17 protein-coding genes and 1 tRNA gene are annotated in these 19,088 nt (G+C 56.0%); 4 read left to right on the top strand and 14 right to left on the bottom strand.

The genetic code is table 11. The annotated features are described in order from the left end of the window. The 4 genes from ABYT07_RS10745 to dapF form a co-directional block, all read right to left on the bottom strand. The coding region (locus ABYT07_RS10745) for a Crp/Fnr family transcriptional regulator (protein WP_372991544.1) at positions 1-576 on the bottom strand (576 nt) is incomplete at its 3' end. Positions 577-704: 128 nt separating this feature from the next. Continuing rightward, positions 705-1,064: a putative quinol monooxygenase gene (locus ABYT07_RS10740; RefSeq protein WP_372991542.1), complete on the bottom strand. Its 360-nt coding sequence runs from the start codon at positions 1,062-1,064 to the stop codon at positions 705-707. A gap of 60 nt (positions 1,065-1,124) precedes the next feature. Next, positions 1,125-2,381, bottom strand: coding sequence for a tRNA (N(6)-L-threonylcarbamoyladenosine(37)-C(2))-methylthiotransferase MtaB (gene mtaB / locus ABYT07_RS10735; RefSeq protein ID WP_372991540.1), 1,257 nt, complete (start codon positions 2,379-2,381; stop codon positions 1,125-1,127). Then, the gene (gene dapF / locus ABYT07_RS10730; RefSeq protein ID WP_372991538.1) at positions 2,378-3,202 is read right to left on the bottom strand and encodes a diaminopimelate epimerase; all 825 of its coding nucleotides are present in this window, start codon (positions 3,200-3,202) and stop codon (positions 2,378-2,380) included. The genes mtaB and dapF overlap by 4 nt, the downstream gene beginning before the upstream one ends. Before the next feature lie 138 nt (positions 3,203-3,340). On the opposite strand from dapF, the gene ABYT07_RS10725 reads away from it, so the two are divergent. The 4 genes from ABYT07_RS10725 to ABYT07_RS10710 all read left to right on the top strand — a co-directional run bounded on the left by ABYT07_RS10725 (position 3,341) and on the right by ABYT07_RS10710 (position 9,116). Next, a tRNA-Lys gene (locus ABYT07_RS10725) sits at positions 3,341-3,416 on the top strand. 349 nt (positions 3,417-3,765) lie between these two features. Continuing rightward, positions 3,766-6,954, top strand: coding sequence for a CHASE domain-containing protein (locus ABYT07_RS10720; RefSeq protein ID WP_372991535.1), 3,189 nt, complete (start codon positions 3,766-3,768; stop codon positions 6,952-6,954). A 134-nt stretch (positions 6,955-7,088) separates the two neighbouring features. Continuing rightward, positions 7,089-8,741, top strand: a complete 1,653-nt coding sequence (locus ABYT07_RS10715; protein ID WP_372991533.1) for an ATP-binding protein — start codon at positions 7,089-7,091, stop codon at positions 8,739-8,741. Positions 8,742-8,750: 9 nt separating this feature from the next. Then, a complete protein-coding gene (locus ABYT07_RS10710; RefSeq protein ID WP_372991531.1) occupies positions 8,751-9,116 on the top strand; it encodes a response regulator in 366 nt (121 codons plus the stop codon). Between the two features lie 104 nt (positions 9,117-9,220). Here the strand turns inward: ABYT07_RS10710 and ABYT07_RS10705 are convergent, their stop codons facing one another. The 10 genes from ABYT07_RS10705 to ABYT07_RS10660 form a co-directional block, all read right to left on the bottom strand. Beyond that, a complete protein-coding gene (locus ABYT07_RS10705; RefSeq protein WP_372991529.1) occupies positions 9,221-9,595 on the bottom strand; it encodes a phosphorelay protein in 375 nt (124 codons plus the stop codon). Further along, positions 9,592-10,578, bottom strand: a complete 987-nt coding sequence (locus tag ABYT07_RS10700) for a PleD family two-component system response regulator (protein ID WP_372991527.1) — start codon at positions 10,576-10,578, stop codon at positions 9,592-9,594. The genes ABYT07_RS10705 and ABYT07_RS10700 overlap by 4 nt, the downstream gene beginning before the upstream one ends. Before the next feature lie 286 nt (positions 10,579-10,864). Further along, entirely contained in the window at positions 10,865-11,638 is a 774-nt protein-coding gene (locus ABYT07_RS10695; protein ID WP_372991525.1) for a LamB/YcsF family protein, read from the bottom strand. 1 nt (position 11,639) lies between these two features. Then, entirely contained in the window at positions 11,640-12,668 is a 1,029-nt protein-coding gene (locus ABYT07_RS10690) for a biotin-dependent carboxyltransferase family protein (RefSeq protein WP_372991523.1), read from the bottom strand. After that, positions 12,665-13,402, bottom strand: coding sequence for an allophanate hydrolase subunit 1 (locus ABYT07_RS10685; protein ID WP_372991521.1), 738 nt, complete (start codon positions 13,400-13,402; stop codon positions 12,665-12,667). The genes ABYT07_RS10690 and ABYT07_RS10685 overlap by 4 nt, the downstream gene beginning before the upstream one ends. After that, positions 13,399-14,709, bottom strand: coding sequence for a TRAP transporter large permease (locus ABYT07_RS10680; RefSeq protein WP_372991519.1), 1,311 nt, complete (start codon positions 14,707-14,709; stop codon positions 13,399-13,401). Before ABYT07_RS10680 ends, ABYT07_RS10685 begins: the two co-directional genes overlap by 4 nt. A gap of 4 nt (positions 14,710-14,713) precedes the next feature. Further along, complete coding sequence (locus ABYT07_RS10675) at positions 14,714-15,238, bottom strand: TRAP transporter small permease (protein WP_372991517.1); 525 nt, start codon at positions 15,236-15,238, stop codon at positions 14,714-14,716. A 62-nt stretch (positions 15,239-15,300) separates the two neighbouring features. Next, a complete protein-coding gene (locus ABYT07_RS10670) occupies positions 15,301-16,290 on the bottom strand; it encodes a TRAP transporter substrate-binding protein (protein WP_372991515.1) in 990 nt (329 codons plus the stop codon). 30 nt (positions 16,291-16,320) lie between these two features. Beyond that, positions 16,321-17,574: an NAD(P)/FAD-dependent oxidoreductase gene (locus ABYT07_RS10665; protein ID WP_372991513.1), complete on the bottom strand. Its 1,254-nt coding sequence runs from the start codon at positions 17,572-17,574 to the stop codon at positions 16,321-16,323. 159 nt (positions 17,575-17,733) lie between these two features. Beyond that, positions 17,734-18,939, bottom strand: coding sequence for a winged helix-turn-helix domain-containing protein (locus ABYT07_RS10660; RefSeq protein WP_372991511.1), 1,206 nt, complete (start codon positions 18,937-18,939; stop codon positions 17,734-17,736). Between the last annotated feature and the right edge of the window lie 149 nt (positions 18,940-19,088).

The raw sequence follows: 19,088 nt of genomic DNA, 5'->3' as shown, positions 1-19,088 counted from the left end.
GTTATCAGCGTCCAAGATCCGCAACGCGCCTCTGCCCAAGTCAATCGTGCCTTCCCGTTTCCAAACGGCCAAGGTCTTGGAAACAGCCTCGCGGCTGGCACCGACGAATTCGGCAAGCTCTGACTGCGACAGTTTGATGGTCGAAGATTGCACGCCGTGGCCGTCAGCCAGATACAGGATTTTCTGCGCCAAACGCGTTGGCAGGGGCAGAAAAACCTGATCGCGCAACTGCTGGCCCATCCAGCGCATACGCTGTCCGGCAAGCTGGATCATGTCGACCCCAAGTTCGGGTTCATTCCTAAGAGCGGCCAAGACATCGGCGTTTTTGATGCCCCAGACCTTGGTCGGCTCGATCGCCATGACCGTTGCAGTCCGCGGTCCGGGATCAAACAACGCAATTTCGCCGAACATCGCGCCATCTCGCATGACATCAAGGCTCAGCTTGCGCCCGTCTTCCGAAAGCACACTAAATTCAAGCGCACCGGTCGCGATGGCATAAAGGCTGTCGCCGGTATCGCCCTGTTCGAACAACACCTCGCCTTTTTTCAGGGTCTTTTCCTGGGCAAGTTTGATCATCAATGCTTGCAGCGCAATGGATGCAGTCGCCAGAAAGCCCTTGGCGATCAAATTTTGAACTTGGGAAATGTTTGTACCAGTCACGGGAATTTCCCAGATAGATTTTTAACAATGGCGAAAGATGTGCGTTAGCGCGAAAATCCCGAAACCAATTTCTGGTTGGTCGCCCCGAACCCTGCCAAGGCACTCATCACTTCGTCATTTGCAGGCCCATAGACGGTAAAGCGAACAGGGGTAAAAGCGGTCAGAAAACGATCGGCAAACTTCGCACCGAAATTTCCCAGATGCGTCATGACTGCGGCATTGTCGGCATAACGCTCCAGAACGGTGCAGGTGCTGCGGTCTTCGGGCATGTAGTATTCATAGTGCAAGGCACCCGGCTCATCGGCCTGAGTGGCCTTGACCATTTCGTCCAAAAGCGGCTGAACCATCGCGGCTTGCCCTTCTTGAACGTTCATTTCAAGCACCCATTCAATCACGTTACTCATGCCAAAACCCTCCCGTTTCACAGGCAACTTAGCGGTGAAACAATTGAAAAGCCAACAAAGTTATTCGACCAGCAGATGTGTCGCCGCGCGCCCAGTTATTTGTGCACGAACAATTGCCCCTTCGGATTGGGGCTGTGCGAAATGTGTCTCGGTGAACTGGGCTGTCCGGCCCATTGTCGCGCTTTCCATCAAGACGTCGTGCATCCGCCCTTGCTGGGCGTCCAGATGCCGCGCTACTTGCGCGTCCCCGGCAGCACGCAGCCTTGCAGCGCGGTCTTTGATCACAGCACCGTTTACGGGCGGCATGCGCGCCGCCGGGGTGCCTTGGCGGGCTGAGTAGGGGAAGACGTGCAGCCACGTCAAATCGCAGTCCTGTACCAGCTTAAGCGAGTTTTCGAACATTGCTTCGGTCTCCGTTGGGAACCCTGCGATAATATCGGCACCGAACGTCATGTCGGGGCGCAGCTTGCGCGCTTCTTCTGAGAAACGGATCGCATCGTCGCGCAGGTGTCGACGCTTCATCCGCTTGAGGATCATATCATCGCCGTGTTGCAGGCTAAGATGCAGATGCGGCATCAGGCGCTGTTCTGTCGCAATCGCCTGCATGAGGTTGTCATCGACTTCAATCGAGTCGATCGAACTGATCCGAAGGCGGGGTAAGTCTGGCACCAACCGCAAGATCCGCATCACCAGATCACCCAGCTTGGGTTCTGATGGCAGGTCAGCCCCCCAGCTGGTCAGGTCGACGCCGGTTAGAACAACCTCGTTAAAGCCTTTGTCGACCAGGCGTTTGATCTGATCCACCACGACGCCTGCGGGAACCGACCGTGAATTACCGCGACCGTAAGGAATGATGCAAAACGTGCAGCGGTGATCGCAACCGTTCTGGACCTGCACATAGGCGCGGCTGCGCGTGCCAAACCCGTCGATCAGGTGGCCAGCTGTTTCGGTCACCGACATGATGTCATCGACCTGAACGGCCTCTGATTCGCCGATAAAGTCAGCTGCCAACCCCTGCCAAGTAGCGCCGACCATCTTCTCGGTATTGCCGATAACGGCATCGACCTCTGCCATCTTTGCAAAGGTTTCTGGTTCAGTTTGCGCTGCACAGCCCGTCACGATCAATCGAGCATTCGGATTGGCTTTGCGGAGCTTGCGAATGTCTTGGCGCGCTTTGCGCACCGCTTCGGCGGTGACGGCGCAGGTGTTGATGATCACAGCGTCCTTAAGGCCCGCCTGAGCGGCCAGATCCTTCATCGCCTCGGTCTCATAGGCGTTCAGACGGCAGCCGTGGTTCGAGAAAATGGGGGCGGTCATGTCAGGCTGTCCAGAAATTCACGCGACAGCGTGCCACTGAATACATGGGCCGTTGGCCCGGTCATCCAGACCCCGTCGTCGCGCCAGTCGATGTGTAAGGTGCCCCCGTCAAGGTCAATGCGCACCACGCGCCCTGTAAGGCCTCTGCGCGCGGCGGCAACGGCTGTCGCGCAGCTGGACGAGCCGGACGCAAGTGTGACGCCCACGCCCCGTTCCCAGACGCGCATGCGAATGTGATCGGGGCCGATGAGCTGGGCGACCTGAACATTGGTGCGTTCGGGGTAAAGCGGGTGATTCTCGATGCTGGGGCCAAAGTGGGGCAGATCAATCGCGATCACATCGTCCACGAAGAACGTGCAATGCGGGTTCCCCATGCCAGTGGCCGTCGGTGCGCCTTCAATCGGGAGGATCAGCGTATCCATCTCGTGTGCCAGCGGGATTTCGTCCCAGTCAAGCTGGGGCTGGCCCATGTTCACCGCCGTAAGCCCATCGCCCATGTCCTGCGCAGCCAGATCGCCGCGGTCCGTGGTCAGGTGAAGTTGGGTCTTGCCAGTTTCCTGCATCAAAAAGCGCGCGATGCAGCGCGTGGCGTTGCCGCAAGCCGCCGACAGCGAGCCGTCAGAGTTATAGAAGGTTAGATGTGCGTCGCCCGCCCCGTCAGAGATTACGGCAAGCTGGTCAAAGCCCACCCCAAAATGCCGATGCCCGATGCCTTGCGCCAATGCGGGCGTGACCAATTCACTAGATACGCGTGCATCCGGCACGCCAGACGCGCGCGCATCCAGCACGACAAAATCGTTTCCGAGCCCATGCATTTTCATGAAGGGCAATCCGTCTGTCAAATCGCTGTACATTTGGCGCATATAACCCGAGCTTTGAAACTTATCCAGCATCTGCGGATAAATTAGTACGTTAGGGGCTTGACCCCAACGCTCCACCTTTCTAGTAAGCCGCCTAGTGGGCCTGTAGCTCAGTTGGTAGAGCAACTGACTTTTAATCAGTAGGTCTCCGGTTCGAACCCGGACGGGCTCACCATTTTTACTTTTATAGTGCAGAAATGCGCTATGCGACAATGTAAGTGCCCCGGTCGGTATATAGTCGCTAGTAGTAAAAATGGCGGGCAAGGGATGTGTTAACCCCATTTACCTGTCTAATCGACTTTCGTGTAAATATTGGTCCTGTACCCTCGTGATGAGCGAACGTTGACGCGTCCGATAGGGTGTCTTTTGAGCCACACATTCTGCACAGATTCGATTTTTGTTGTCTGTAGCGAAATACACTACCTATAAGTGAATTAACGTTTTGGTAAAATGTTGGTGAGCATCGGGGGTAATCCTTCTTAGAGGGCCGATGCCAATTCCGACTAGGATGTGTGGGTTGGTCCTTGTTCAAGCGACTTGAAGTTATTCTTGTGGTGGTATGCCTTTGCGTGACCTTTGGGGTCTATGCGCGGGGTATGCAGGTCATTAACAACACGGCTGCAACAGAAATGCGGCGTGTCACGGAAGACAGTATTCAAACGCTGCAAGTCCGAATGAATACCTATCTGCAAAGTCTGAATGCCGCAGCAGGGATGATGCATACCTCGGAAAATTTGGAATATGATGACTTCGAGGTCTTTGTCGACAGCCTGAATTTGCAAGAAAACCTGCCGGGACTCAGTGGAATCGGATTTATCGAAGCTGTCCCGAGCGCGCAAATGCCGGCCTATGTTGCGGATCTGCGCACCAATGGCCTGACTGACTTTAGCGTTCATCCCAAGACCGATAGCGACGTCAAATACATCATCAAATACATCGCACCTATTGCAACCAACGCCGAAGCACTCGGCCTTGATATCACCTTTGAGAAGGGGCGTAGGGAAGCCGCAGAGCGCGCGCGCGACATGCGGTCGCCGCAACTGACACAGCGCATTGTCCTTGTGCAGGATGAAACCAAGCAGCCCGGCTTTTTGCTGCTGAACCCGGTGTTTTACCAAAAAGGACCGCGCGAGGGGGAATTTCGGGGCTGGGTCTATTCGCCTTTTGTGGGCAAGAAGGCGATGCAGAACCTGACGCTGAATCAAAGCAAAATGTATGATTTTCAGGTGTATGAAGGGATCGGCACCGACGCGGAGATGCTTATCCACGGCAGTGACCTTAGCGATGAGGTGGCTGGGCAATACAGCACGCAATACACGACCAGTTTCTTTGGCCGACCTTGGACGATCCACTATCAAAGCACAAAATACTTTGATGATTTTTTCCCCGGCCGCGCGCCGCTTTTGTTGTTTTTGGCAGGGATCTTGTTGACGGGTATGATGGCTGTGGCGCTGCGCGAAATTCGCTTGCGTGGCAATTCCATGGAAGAGATCGCAGCGCTACGTGCCAAGCAGATCAGTGCGCGCGAAGAAGAAAACAAATCGATTATGGAAAACACGGTAGTGGCCGTGCTTATTCTTGATGAGAACCGCAAGATATTGTCCGCCAATTGCGCTGCGGTAGAATGTTTCGGCTGTAAGGATTTTAACGAAATGGGGGGTGTGCCCCTTGGTCAGTTTGTGACTGAGGTGTCTGATATCCCCAGCAACAGCGGTTATAATGCCGTGGGCAAAACGATGGGCGGCGGCAAGCTTTACCTTGATCTGCAGCAAAATGGTTGGGTGACGTTGAACGGTGTGCGCCGCACGACGGCCATCGTGCGCGACGTCACCGTCGAGATGGGCGCGGTCAAGGAGTTGGCCATCACCAAGCAGCGCTATGATATGGCTCTTGATGGCTCAGAAATTGGCGTATTCGAAGTCAATTTGCGCACCGGTAGCTCTGTTGTTTCGCAAACATGGCGCAAGATTATGCAGGTAGATGAGGACGAAGAAGATACCCAAGGCATCTTTATGAATCGTATCCACCCTGACGATCTGCCCGATCTGTTTGAAGCGGACAGAAAATGTATCATGGGGGAAACCGGAAGGTCGGTTACCGAATACCGGATGGGCTTTGGGGATGGCTGGCGCTGGATGCTTTCTGATGCGGTTGTGATCGAACGGGATGACACCGGGACGGCAGTGCGCATGGTTGGCACCCAGACGGACATCACAGAGCTTCGACATTCCCGCAATGCGCTTGAGGCAAGTGAAGTGCGGTTCCGCACGGTGGTTGAGGCGGCACCTGTCGGTATGGCAATCCTTGACGATCAAGGCCGGTTCGTCGCTGTCAACGGGGCGATGTGCGCCCTGACAGGGTACACAGAACCCGAGATGTTGGACGAATTAACGATGATGCGGATTGTCCCAAGCGATGACATGAGGCGGATGCGCAAAGCCTTGTTGGCGGCAACAGAAATGGATGTTCAAGAGGTTTACCGCGAAGAGCATCGGATCATGCCCAAGAATGGCGGCGAACGCTGGGGTCTATTCAATATCACCTGGACCTATGACAAAAACGCGAATGCTCATGTCTATATCGCGCAAGTCGTTGACATCACAGACAAGAAAAAGCTCGACCAGATCAAAAGCGAATTCGTGTCGACAGTCAGCCATGAATTGCGCACGCCGCTGACATCGATCAAGGGGGCGCTTGGACTCATTGATGTATCCGCCCGCGAGAAGCTTCCCGAGACGACGATGCGGCTGATTGAAATCGCCCGCACCAATGCAGACAGGTTGACCAACATCGTCAATGATATTCTCGACCTCGAAAAGATTTCCTCGGGGGAGGTCGATTTTTATCTGGGGCCGGTGGATATCGGTGAGACCGTTGAGGCGGCTGTTCACGAAATGATGCCCTTCGCGCAGACCCATGACAACACATTGGTTTGCGAGCTTCCCGATACTCCGGTTTTCGCAACCGCAGATCGCAGCCGCACGGTGCAAGTTTTGGCTAATTTGATTTCGAATGCCTGCAAATACTCGTCGGAACATACCGAGGTGTGCATAAAGCTCGAACAACTGGACGATGTCGCCATCATCTATGTCCAAAACAGAGGGCCGGGCGTTCCGGAATCCTTTCGCAATCGGATCTTTCAGGCTTTTTCGCAAGCGGATGGGTCGGATACCCGCGCTAAGGGCGGCACCGGATTGGGGCTCAACATCACCCGGCAGATTGTCAAGCGGCAGGGAGGCGAGATCGGCTTTGAAAGCATGCCGGGTGGGCTGACTGTGTTTTGGTTCACCTGTCCTATCGCAAAAGCCGTTGAAGTGTCCGAGCGCCCGGAACTTTTCGGGCCTGAGACCTGGACGGGCCGCCGGTTGCAGATCTTGCATGTAGAAGACGACGAGGATTTTGCAGAAGTCATCCGCACCGGGCTTGATCCCCTAGCCGATGTGAGGAACGTGACCAGAGTAGCCAAAGCACGCAAGATGCTGACCGAAGGCCCGCTGGATGTGATCATATTGGACTGGAAGCTTCCAGATGGTGATGCCACTGTCTTGCTTGAGGAAATCGCCAGAACCCAAGCGCATGCGCGGATTATCAGCCTATCGTCTGATGCTGCCCACAAGAAGGATCACCGGGTAAACGTGAACCTTGTGAAATCGCAAACAGAGATCGCCCATCTTATTGCCTGTGTCTCTGATTTAACGAGAAAAGCAAGCTAACGCGCATAGTTGTGATGATGCATGGCCCATAAACGCCTTAAAAATGTCCAGAACTTTCGATCTATAGAACGCTAGGGAAGGCAAGTATTGCCTGCTGAATTACAGCAATTTCTCTGGAAGCTAAGGACATTTGGATGCCTAAAATAAAATTTGATGGACGAACAATTGCCGCTTTTTCGGCAGGGCTATTTCTGGCTGTTGTTTGGTACACCTTAAGCGGAGCGGTCCTGTCGGGCTGGTCTGCAGAAGTATTTCCCGTGATTGGGGCAGTCATTATTGCTGCGCTCATGTCAGCCTTTGCTGTGCGAAAGCCAGCCACCGCAATCCAGCACATCGGGGATGTATCCCTTGCCCAGCAGCTTCGGCTGCTGAAGACACATACGATGGTCAATGTCGTCGATACGCAAAACCTGCTGGTCGAAGTCAACGATCTGCTGCTGGAGGCGACCGGCTATTCCCGCGATGAACTGATCGGGCAACCGGTGTCAAAGCTTTATGCAAATGACGGCACAAGTTTCGCTGATCAGATCAGAGCTAAGCTGTGCAGCAAAGAAGGCTGGCAAGGCGAAACATTGCTGCGCAGACGGGACGGCACCATTTGCATCACCCAGACAACGGTCACTCCGTTGCTGGATTCTGACGGCAAATGGATCGGGTCAATCTCGGCGCGGACAGACATCACCAAAACAGTCGAATTGATTGCAGAGCGTGACATCGGGTTGACCCTGCACGAACTGCGCGATGATGTCTGGATCGTGGATGAAAAAACCGAGACATTGAAATACATGAACCGCGCGGCCAAGAACCGCTTTGGCTGGACCCCCACAAGCTATACAGACATTACCCTGACGCAGATGGCGCAAGAGCATGATTGTAAAGCGATCTTGGATGCCTGTGCCGCGCTGAAAGCGAACAAGGAAACATTCATCAAGCTGGAAGCCCACATTTTCGGGACAAAATTCGACGTTTCGACCAAATGGCTGCACCCGAATACGCCCAATGGCAGGTTCCTGATCATGCTTAATGACATCAGCGACCGGATGGCCGAAGAGCGCAAGCAGGCGGATTTTATTTCGATGGTCAGCCATGAATTACGGTCCCCGTTGACGTCGATCAAAGGGGCTATGGGGCTCTTGTTGTCCAGAGCAGCGGGGGAGCTTTCTCCCAAAGCCGAAGGATTGCTTGAGATCGCGCATCGGAACGCCGACCGTCTGGTGCTGATCATCAACGATATTCTGGACATGGAAAAGATTTCATCCGGTCGATTGGATTTCGATATCAAGGAATTCGATGTGTCTGAAATGGTGAACGAGGCAGTGCGGTCCAATTCGGCAATGCAGCAACGATCCGGCATGAACATCCGCTGTGTTGGCGTTGACGCGCCGCATATCGTCGAGACGGATCCAAACCGGATCATTCAGGTTTTGATCAATCTGTTGTCCAACGCGACCAAGTTTTCTAAACCCGGCGATACGGTCGAGGTTATGATTGAATCGCTGGCGTCTGGCGTGCGTGTAAGCGTGCGTGACGAAGGCTCGGGCATCCCTGAAAAAGATCAGCACAAGCTGTTTCAGCGGTTTGCCGATATGACAAATTCTGATCGTATCGCCAAAGGCGGCACGGGGCTTGGGCTAAGCATTTGCAAGGCGATCGTTGAAAGCCTGGGCGGCACGATCGGCTTTGAAAGTCGGGAAGGTGAAGGCGCTACATTCATGTTTACACTACCCACCAGAATAGGTGATAAAGTCCAAGAACCAGTAAGGCCGATGCTGCGCAGCGTCGGTTGAGAGAACACAATGATTAAATTACTTCATGTTGAAGACGACGCGGACATCCGCGAGATCGCGAAAATGGCGCTGGAGCTTTCCGGCGAATTCGAGGTTGTGCAGTGCGATTGTGGCGAGGCCGCGCTGGAACGCGTGGCCGATTTTGCGCCTGATGTCCTGCTTCTTGATATGATGATGCCGGGAATGACGGGCCGTCAGACCCTTGAGCGGATGCGCGAAAACCCCGCCCTTGCAGACGTGCCGGCGATCTTTATGACCGCGCGGGCGCAGAACAGCGAACTGAACGAATTGCGTTCGATTGGTGCGACAGAGGTGATCAGCAAGCCATTTGATCCCATGTCCTTGGCAGATCAGATCAAGGCCGCGATCAGCTGAACCCTAGGCTGTGCCATTCGGTCTAGTCTATTATACAAAAATGATTGAAATAGTGTGGGAAATTCCTGATTGCCCGCGCCCTTTGACAGGCGCGTGGCCCTTGCTCAGGCGTTGACGCTTTGCGGGTTCGCGGCGATCAACGCCTCTGATTCCTGCACGAACTGGTCGATCAGAAAGATCAGCGGCGAAGGGCAGATCGCCAGATCTGCATCAGGGCCGTTCAGGTGGGCGTCAATCTCAATTTCGCAAGCGCGTGCTTGGGTGCCGAGGTCTTTGAATCCCAGTGATCCCGCCGTACCCGCAATCTGGTGCAGGACAGTGCGTGCATTGTCTAGGTTGCTGTTGATTTCATCCAGTTCATCGCTTTCCCAGGCAATTAACGCATGTTCGGCGATGGCATATTGCCGGTCTTTCAGCATCTCCAGAAAACGATTGCGGATCCGCTCGATGCCGGGAAGTTCAAGCTTCTGCTGAATCATACCAGGCGTCCTATTTGCCAAAAGTTCTGTTGTATGCGGGCGTATTCTTGCGCCGCAGCTTCGGCCGACATGTGGGCAATTGATACCGCATGCATCACGGACGAGGCATCGGATTTCCAGATCAGCCGTTCTGCCCGGCCTGCGCAAAGGCGTGGCTCGATCATCTGACCTTGGTTGTCGAACAGTTCGATTTGCGACAGCGCGATGTTGATGCTGTTTTCCAGCATCTTTGGTTCGGGGCTCCACCCGCTTTCAGTGATGCACAAAAAGGTCCCACTGCCAGCATAGGTCATCAGGAACTGGTGGCTTCCCAGCGTGTCCGAGATCACTTCGCTCACATCTGACAGCATGCTGTAAAATTCAAAGGGCGTCATTGCGCTATGAAAATTTTGGATATCACGGATCGTAAAGGCAAACACGGTTGACCCGAAAAGGTCGTTGCGCGTCAGATGCTGGATATAGTTTTCCATCGCCCTGAATTCGATAACATTGTCGACTTCGTAGATTGAAACAGGTTCGTGCAGTTGAATTGGCGGTGTGGCTTTGCCCGGTTCTGCTTTGAGTGCTTTGGTTGCAAAGACCTTGCGGGTCTTGCCGCGGTTTGATTCTACGACCCGCTCGACCAATCCAATCCGTGCCTGAAGTTCATTCACCTCGAAAGGCTTGGTGATGTAATCGGTTGCCCCGGCGGCAAATGCGGAATCAAAATATTGCTTTTCAGACATCGCCGTCAGCATCAGGATTGGCGCATCAAAGTAGCTGTCCATGGTACGGATTTGAGCGGCTAGCGCGATACCATCGCTGCCGGGCATCTGAATGTCCAACAAGAAACAATCAAAAGGTCTGCGCGCGTGGTCCTGCATTACCTTTAATGCATTTTCTGCACAGGATGCCGTGACCAGTTGGTGATCCGTCATCGACTCCACAAAGTGGGACAGCAACTCAAGAATAATCGGGTCATCGTCAACCGCCAGAATTTTCATCGTAAAGCCCCAGTAGATACCGTTTAAGGAATTGATATAGTAACGTCGTTGACTACAACCTGCTCGGGCATAATGGCGAAATTTGGGCAATCATCGTAAACGTTTTAGAAACTTTAAGGCTTTTGTGATTGCGGGGAATAAACGCAACATAGCGGGGCTATTCTGATGCAAAGAGCCCCGCTATGTCAAAGCGCAGATGGATAAGGGGGGCGCAATGCGCCGACGGTATGCGATCCGTGGCACTTGCGACGTTGCAGTCGCAAGGCGTGTTTTCAGGCTTGTGTATCTACGCGGCGGTCCGACCTTCAAAGCATTTCAGGGTAATGCCTGCCTTTTGTAACGCGGATTTAACAGAGGCTGCGATATCCACGGCCTCTGGGGTATCCCCGTGCAGGCAGATGGTGTCGATGGCGGCGGGGATCTTCTTGCCGCTTTCGGTGATGATCGCACCGGCCTTGACCATGTTGACCATACGTTGGCCCGCAAGGGCCGCATCATGGATCACAGCGCCGGGCTTGGACCTGTCCACGAGCGTCGCGTTGTCATTATAGGCACGGTCGGCAAAGATTTCAGCGGCCCATTTGCAGCCCAATGCCTGTGCTGCGTCCTGTTGTGCCGTAGCGGCCAGCACCATGATGATCAGGTCTGGTGCCACGCTCAGGGCGGCTTCGTAGAGATCACGGGCAAGGGTTTCATCCTCTGACGCCATGTTCGCCAGCGCGCCGTGCAGTTTCAGGTGGCGCACTTGCGCGCCAACGCTGCGGGCCATGCCGACATTGGCGGCCACCTGATAGCGGACCTGATTTTGCAGCGTTGAACGCGGTATAGACATGCGATTGCGGCCAAAGCCTGCGATGTCCATGAAGCCCGGATGCGCGCCAATGCCGACGCCGTTCTCGTGTGCCATCTTCATTGTGGCTGCCATCACATCGGCGTCGCCAGCGTGGCCACCACAAGCGATGTTGGCCGAGCTGATAATTTTCAGCAAAGCCGCGTCATCGCCCATTTTCCACGGGCCAAAGCTTTCGCCCATATCGGCGTTTAGATCGACGGTGGTCATGTCATGTGTCCTTTTCAAACGGGTTGTCGATGGCCGAGGTAACGCCCCCGATCAATTGGTAGGAAAGTAGGTTTTTGATGGTCGCAGGATCGCGGATCAGGGCGGTCAGTTGGCCCGTTAACGCTTTGATATCGCGGCGGTGTTGGGTTTCAAGAGTTATGGCTTGTTCCAGAGTGATGAATTCAAACGTGATCTTGGTGCCCGCTGGTGCCTGCGCTACGCGGGGCAGATCGCGCGGGATCACGGTGCCGATACGGGGATAGCCGCCGGTGGTTTGCGATTCACCCATTAGCACAAAAGGGGCCCCATCGCCGGTGATCTGGATGTCGCCCGGCACGATGACTTCAGATAGGATCGTCAGCCCGCCTTCGGCATAAAACCCTGCGCCGTCGTGATCCATGCGCACGCCCATGCGGTTGGCGCGTGGGTCGCGCGCGAACTGCGTGGCGGTAAAACGGTCGCGTTCATCGGCCGTGAAGCGGTCGGTTTGCATGCTGGCGACCACACGCACCACACCGCCATCAAAGCGCGTGTCGCGGGGCAGTCGCATCCCCGTATCGCGGCTTTTGTCCGGACCAATCGGGAAACGGTCGCCAGATTTCAGCGCCGCACCCAGACCTGCGCTTAGGTGGCTGGCACGGGCACCCAAAACAGGCTCCGTCGCAATCCCGCCCCCAACGTGCAGATAGCCATAGGTGCCCGACGTCGCGCCGCCGATGGTCAGCTTGGCCCCGGCGGGCAGCAAATGACTGGCGTTCCAAACGATGGTCTCGCCGTCGATATTGGCGGCCATGCTGGCACCTGTCAGGGCAATGCGCATGTCAGCGTCTGCGGTAAAGGTGCCGCCGGTGCCTGTCATCTCGATCACGGCCAGATCGGGGGATTGGCCCAGCAATGCGGCCCCCTCGTAAAGTGCGACCAGATCGGCAGCACCGCCTTTGGTCAGCCCTTGGGCCAACCAACCGGCGCGGCCACGGTCCTGGATCGTCAGGGCAGGGCCAGCCTGCACAATGGTGAGGGTTGTGGTCATGACAGCACCTCGGTCTCTGCGCCGCCGGCACCGGATGTGTCAGTCGACAGGATCTTGTCATACGCGCTGCGCGAGATGGACGGAAAGCAAAGCTCGTCCCCCGGTGACAGCGAAAACGGGCTGTCGCTGCGCGGTCGGAATGTCTTGAATGCGGTCTGCCCGATGTGGCGCCAGCCGGTGGGCGAGGCGTTGGTAAAAATGATCAACTGCCGGATCGCGACAATCAATGCGCCTGCGGGCACCGATTTCGTTAACGCCTGCTGGCGGGGGATATCCCAGTTTTTCGGCAGCTCGCCCATATAGGGCTGCCCTGGGGCAAAGCCGATGGTCAACACACGCACACGGGCTTGCGACAGCTGCGAAATGGCGGCGTCGGGATCAAGGCCTGCCAGTTCGGCGGCTTCCTCAAGCTGGGGGGCCAGATCGGTGCCATAGACAGTCGGGATATGCCAAAGTGTGCGGCCCGACGGCAAAGGGGCAGTGTACCAGTCTTGCGTGTCCAGCAGGTCATGCAGACGCGTCAGCATCGCGTCCAGCGGCTGGGTGACCAGATCGACTTGCAGAAAGGTCGACACCAGCGATGTGCTTGTTTCGGACACTTCGGGCCAATTGGCAGCGTCAATGGCGGCCCGAAAGGACAGAGCAGCACGGTTGGCTGGCTCTGACATGGTGTCGGCAAAGCTGATCAGAATACCCGTCAGGCCGACAGTTTGGATTTTGGGAAACTGGCTCATGATGGCCCTTGTCTGATGTTGTCTGGCAACCATGTGGCGATGTCGGGGAAAAAGATCAACACAAAGACCATCACCACCATGATTGCGAACATTGGCAATGCGGCCTTGGTGATATAGCCCATTTCATGGTCGGTCATGCCTTGCAGCACGAACAGGTTGAACCCGATGGGCGGGGTGATCTGGGCCATCTCGACGACGACAACGACGAAGATGCCGAACCAGATCAGATCGATCCCTGCATCGCGCACCATGGGTTCGACCACGGCCATGGTAAGCACTACGGATGAAATCCCGTCTAGAAACATGCCCAACACGATGTAGAACACCAGCAGCGCCATCAGCAGTTCGAACCGCGACAGCTCCCACGAGGCGATGCCATCTGCCAATGCGCGCGGCAAACCGGTGAACCCCATCGACAGCTTGAGGAATGCCGCCCCTGCCAATATCAGCGCGATCATGGCCGAGGTGCGCATCGCACCCATCAAGCTTTCTTGAAAGCTGTCCCAGTTCAGCGACCCTTGCAAAAGCGCCAGCACAAGCGCGCCGATCACCCCAATTGCGGCGGCTTCGGTCGCGGTGGCGAAACCCAGATACATCGACCCGATCACGACGGAAATCAGAGCAAAGACCGGCAGTAAAAATCGCGAGTTGCGCAGCTTGTCGGCAAAACTCATGTCGCGTTCAACCGTCGGGTTCCAGTCTTTGGAGGTGAGCGAGATAAACGCCACATAGGCCATGAACATCACCGCCAGAAACAGTCCGGGCAACACGCCTGCAAAGAACAGCTTGGTGATGCTTTCGTTGACGGTCACGCCGTAAACGATCAGCGCCAGCGACGGTGGGATCATCAGGCCAAGGGTCGCAGCACCGGCCAGCGTGCCGATGATCATTTTCTCGGGGTAATTGCGCGCACGCAATTCGGGAATCGACATCTTGCCCACGGTTGTCAATGTCGCGGCGGATGATCCGGACACGGCAGCAAACACCGTGCAGCCGACGATATTGGTATGGACCAGTCCGCCGGGCAATTTGGCCAACCACGGTGACAGACCTTTGAACATATCCTCGGACAGGCGGGTTCGAAATAGTATTTCCCCCATCCAGATAAACAGCGGCAGCGCAGTCAGGGTCCATGAACTGGAGCTGGCCCAGATCGTTGTGACCATGGCATCGCCAACAGGGCGCGTGGTGAACAGCTCCATCCCGACCCAAGCGACGCCCATCAAGGCAAGGCCGACCCAGACACCGGTACCGAGCAGAAAGAAAAGGACGACGAGGAAGAGGACGATTGCGTAAAGTTCAGTCATCGCATCACTCCCCAAAACTTTGATCGACAAGATCGCGGGTCAGGCGGTGTTCACCCTTAACGATCAGATTTACAAGATTGTCGGTCAGGGCAATGGCAAGGATCGCGCCGCCAACCACCATCACCGATTGCGGTATCCAAAGGGCGGTGGCGTCTTGTGCCTGGCTGACCTCGTTGAATTTCCACGACCAGTAAACGAACCAATAGGCGTAAAAGGTGAAATACCACGCAATCGCCGCCGCCAGCCCGAAACACCAGATATCAAGCAACCGTTTTGGGCCGTTAGGCAGCGCGTTCAGCAGGACCGACACGCGGATGTGCGCGCCCCGGTTCAACGCATTCGCAAAGGCCAGAAAACTTGCCCCTGCCATCGCGTACCCGGCATAACTTGCGGCCCCGGGAAAGACTTCGCCGGTCCAGCGGGCAACCATTTGCACAACGATCAGCAACAGGATCGCGACAAGGCAAGCCGCAGCCAAAGCCCCGGAAATAAGGTAGAGTGCATCCAGCGATTTGCGCAGGGCTTTCATGGGAAATCTCCGTTTGGCGGAAAGAAATGGCGGCCCGTTTGATGGGGCCGCCAAAGGGATGCTTACTGCATCGACTTGTAACCATCGACGATGGTCTGGCCGTCGTCACCAGACGATTCCAGCCATTCCGACGTCATGGTGTCACCCACGGCGCGCAGGCCTGTCATCAGCTCTTCGCTTGCGGGTTCGACCTTCATGCCGCCCTCGCGCAGACCGTCATAGGTGAACTCGGTATAGTCCTTGGAAGCTTGCAAACCGCGGGCTTCAGCCTCGGTTGCGCAGGTGGTGATGATGTCCTTGTTGGCGTCAGACACATCGGACCAGACGTCGTTGTTCACCATGACATAGTTGCGCGGCAGCCATGCATCGACCTCGTAGAAATTGGTCAGGCTTTCCCAAACCTTCTGGTCATAGCCCGTCGCACCGCTTGAAATCATCGATTCAGCAACGCCCGTGGCAAAGGCTTGGCTCAGCTCGGCTGCCTCGATCGTGACGGGCAACATGCCTGTCAATTCAGCCAGACGGCTGGTCGCGTTGTTATACGAGCGGAACTTGACGCCCTTCATATCCTCGACGCTATTCACGTCTTTCTTGAAATACAGACCTTGGGGCGGCCATGGCACGTTATAAAGCAGGGTCAGGTTTTGTTCGGCCAGCAGTTCTTCGATCTTGGGCTTGGCGGCTTTCCACAGCTTGTCGGAATCGTCGAAAGAAGGCGCAAGGAACGGGATTGAATCAAAGCCGAACAGCGCATTTTCGTTCTGGTGACCGGACAACAGGCGTTCGCCCAACTGTACCTGACCAGTCTGGATGGCGCGCTTGATATCCGCCCCTGCGATCAGCGACCCGCCGGGGTGAACGGTGATCTCGATCTCTCCGGCAGTGCCATCGGTCACGCATTTGGCAAATGCCATCCCGTTTTCAGAATGAAAGTTGGACGCGGAATAGGCCATTGGCATGTCCCACTTTTCGGCGGCCAATGCGGGCAGCGCGCTGGTCATGGCGATTGCCGCAGTCGCGACGCCTGTCATCAGTTTATTGGTCAGTTTCATGTCACTCTCCTTGTTGGTGATTTGGGTGGTTCAGACGTTGCTGAACCGTTGTGGATGATAGGGTTTCATGTCGGTATTCGTCGGCTGATCCATGATCATGCCTGCAATCAGCCGACCGGTTTTTGGCCCGCCGGTCAGCCCGATATGATGATGCCCAAAGGCGGTATAGACCCGGCTGGTCCCAACCTGCCCGATCAGGGGCAGGCTGTCGCTGGGGGCGGGTCTATGCCCCAGCCATTCGATTTCATTTGCGGCTTTCAGGTTCGGAAACGCCGCCTTGGCCTGACGGCGCAGCAATGCAAGCGGTGCCTTGGAAGGTCCCGCATCCAGCCCGCCAAACTCAAGGATACCTGCGCAGCGTACGCCCTGTGCCATCGGAGTGGCCACGAATTTACCGCTTGATATCATGATGGGGCGTGTCGGCCCGCCGGTCGCATCCTCGAATATCACGTGATAGCCGCGTTCGGATTCCAGCGGCACGTTCAGGCCCAGCTTGGCCATCAGCGGCTTTGACCACACGCCTGTGGCAAGCACGATATCATCGCAGGCCACAGTGCCTTGGGCGGTTTGCACGGCTGTCACAGTGCCATCGGTCAGGTCGAAATCGTTGACCTCGGCTTGCATTATTGTGCCGCCAGCGCGCTCAAACGCTTGTGCTAAAGCGGCGACATAGCCCCCCGGATCGCGGATAAAGCCGTGATCCTTGAGCGTCGCGAGGCAGGTAATTTCAGACCCTAATGCAGGCTCATAGTCATGCACATCCCCGCCTTCGATCAACTGCGGGGTAAACCCGGCCTGCGCCCGCAGCGCCCATGTATAGGCCTCGGCCTCAAAATCCTCGCGCTTACGATAGGCAAAGACATAGTCGCTGTCGGTGACCCAATCGGACAGGCCTAGATCAGCGGTCAGGCTTTTGTGTTGCTCCACGCTGTCGCTGACAATCGGCGCGAGTGCCGCTGAAATGCGCCGCGTGTCGGCGTCATTCGCATAGCCCATGTATTTCACCAACCATGGCAGCAGGCGCGGCAGATAGGAAAGACGCAGATACAGCGGCACATCGCGGTCCAGCAGCATGAACGGTGCCTTGCGCAGCAAACCTGGCCCAGTGACCGGAGCAACCCCAGACGCCGCCAACACCCCTGCGTTGCCGTGGGACGTGCCCTTGCCGGGGCCAGTGCGGTCAATAATCGTGACCTGCGCACCGGCGCGTTGCAGCCAGATCGCAGACGAAACGCCAACAATACCGGCACCAATCACCACGACATGACGGGTCAACGGCAGCATCTTTGAAAAAAGTAGGAGAGGGTGCGCATGGGTATGATTCCTTTGCGCTCACTTTGGCATAGAAACGCACTTCGTCAACAAAATGTTTACAAATTGTCATCGTTAATTTGATCGAGGCTGGTTTTGTGCAAAAAACAGTCAGCTTTCGTGAATCTTGTGCTAGCGCAGCCAGCCGTCTTCATAGGTAATCTTTGACACACCTGCCAACCGGATCAGTCGTGCCAGCTCTGCCTCGAAAGCGGATTGTCTCGCTTTGCCCCAACGGGTGCCGGGTTCCACCCAAAGTGCGCGAACGACCAAGGTATCAAGACCACGAAACGCTTTCATATCAACCCGTGCGATAATGCTGTCGCCTTGCAGAATGGGGAAAACATAATAGCCATAGATCCGTTTGGCTTCTGGGACGAACATTTCGATCCGGTAGGAAAAGCCGAACAGACGCTCAGCGCGCTGGCGGTCGCGCAGCGCCGGATCAAACGGACTGAGCACGCGCAACCGCTGCGTTGGCGCGTTAAGCAGCGCTGGATCATCGCCAATGCCGGGGCGGGCATAGGCGCTGCGCGCGCTACCATCGGCGGCGATAACCTCGATCGGCTCCAGTTGCCCAAGCGCCAGTTCGCGGGTCACCCACTGCTTGGCCTCTGCGGGGGTGATATGGGCCCAGAACGCGGCCAATTCGGTGTGTGTTGCAAAGCCCAGCCGGTCCAGCGCGCCGCTACAGCACCAATCAATTGTTTGCGCATCATCCAGGGCGTGTGCCGGATCGCACAAATGGGTTTCCAGCACCCGTTCGGTCAGATCATAGCGCTTTTGAAACCCGTCCCGCCCGACCACATGCAGTGCGCCTGCGCGCCACAGATATTCAAGTGCAGTCTTGGACGGATGCCAGTCCCACCAGCCGCTGTTTGATCGCTTTTCGTCCTTGCCAACGTCGGCCGAACAAACGGGCCCCTGTTCACGGATTTGATCCAAGACATTCTGAAGCTGCGATTCAAAGTCATGTTGATGCCAGTTGCGATAGCGTTTGCGCAGGGTCGCAGCATCGCGTTTGCGGCGCATTTCCCAATAGGCGTAATAGGCCATCGGAACGACTGCGGCATCATGGGTCCAGTGTTCGAACAAGCCACCGTCGCGCTCATACAGCGTTTTCAACGCTTGGGGTCGGTACCTTGGCTTGCGCGCAAACAGGATTAGATCATGGGCGCGGGCGACTGTGTTGATGCTGTCCAACTGGACGAAACCCAACCCTTCGATCAGGCTCAGTAGGTCCGCGCCTTGGGCTGGCCCCGTTGGCGTATCGCTTAGTAAATGGCGGTGCAGAAATATCCGCCGGGCGTCGCGGTTGCCCAGCTTGCGTATGTTCATGAGTTGCGTTTGCGCCGCAATGTATCCCCCAAAGACAGGGTGGGCGTCATCGTGATCTGGCTTTGCAAATCGGGGTCCGGCGCATCAAGCGTGTCATTCAGGATAATCCGCGCTGCGGCCTGCCCGATTTCAAGGCGGCAGGCATCCAT

This window comes from Sulfitobacter sp. (genome assembly GCF_041552635.1).
Taxonomy (GTDB): Bacteria; Pseudomonadota; Alphaproteobacteria; order Rhodobacterales; family Rhodobacteraceae; genus Sulfitobacter.
The sequence above is the reverse complement of the archived record's forward strand: the minus strand, read 5'-3'. Positions and strand labels throughout refer to the sequence as shown.

Coding starts and splice junctions, on each gene's coding strand:
- ABYT07_RS10665 (WP_372991513.1), bottom strand. CDS start 17,574: ATGCTGCCGTTGACCCGTCATGTCGTGGTGATTGGTGCCGGTATTGTT.
- dapF (WP_372991538.1), bottom strand. CDS start 3,202: ATGAAAATGCATGGGCTCGGAAACGATTTTGTCGTGCTGGATGCGCGC.
- ABYT07_RS10680 (WP_372991519.1), bottom strand. CDS start 14,709: ATGACTGAACTTTACGCAATCGTCCTCTTCCTCGTCGTCCTTTTCTTT.
- ABYT07_RS10685 (WP_372991521.1), bottom strand. CDS start 13,402: ATGAGCCAGTTTCCCAAAATCCAAACTGTCGGCCTGACGGGTATTCTG.
- mtaB (WP_372991540.1), bottom strand. CDS start 2,381: ATGACCGCCCCCATTTTCTCGAACCACGGCTGCCGTCTGAACGCCTAT.
- ABYT07_RS10695 (WP_372991525.1), bottom strand. CDS start 11,638: ATGACCACCGTCGATCTAAACGCCGATATGGGCGAAAGCTTTGGCCCG.
- ABYT07_RS10660 (WP_372991511.1), bottom strand. CDS start 18,939: ATGAACATACGCAAGCTGGGCAACCGCGACGCCCGGCGGATATTTCTG.
- ABYT07_RS10675 (WP_372991517.1), bottom strand. CDS start 15,238: ATGAAAGCCCTGCGCAAATCGCTGGATGCACTCTACCTTATTTCCGGG.
- ABYT07_RS10690 (WP_372991523.1), bottom strand. CDS start 12,668: ATGACCACAACCCTCACCATTGTGCAGGCTGGCCCTGCCCTGACGATC.
- ABYT07_RS10700 (WP_372991527.1), bottom strand. CDS start 10,578: ATGAAAATTCTGGCGGTTGACGATGACCCGATTATTCTTGAGTTGCTG.
- ABYT07_RS10715 (WP_372991533.1), top strand. CDS start 7,089: ATGCCTAAAATAAAATTTGATGGACGAACAATTGCCGCTTTTTCGGCA.
- ABYT07_RS10710 (WP_372991531.1), top strand. CDS start 8,751: ATGATTAAATTACTTCATGTTGAAGACGACGCGGACATCCGCGAGATC.
- ABYT07_RS10705 (WP_372991529.1), bottom strand. CDS start 9,595: ATGATTCAGCAGAAGCTTGAACTTCCCGGCATCGAGCGGATCCGCAAT.
- ABYT07_RS10670 (WP_372991515.1), bottom strand. CDS start 16,290: ATGAAACTGACCAATAAACTGATGACAGGCGTCGCGACTGCGGCAATC.
- ABYT07_RS10740 (WP_372991542.1), bottom strand. CDS start 1,064: ATGAGTAACGTGATTGAATGGGTGCTTGAAATGAACGTTCAAGAAGGG.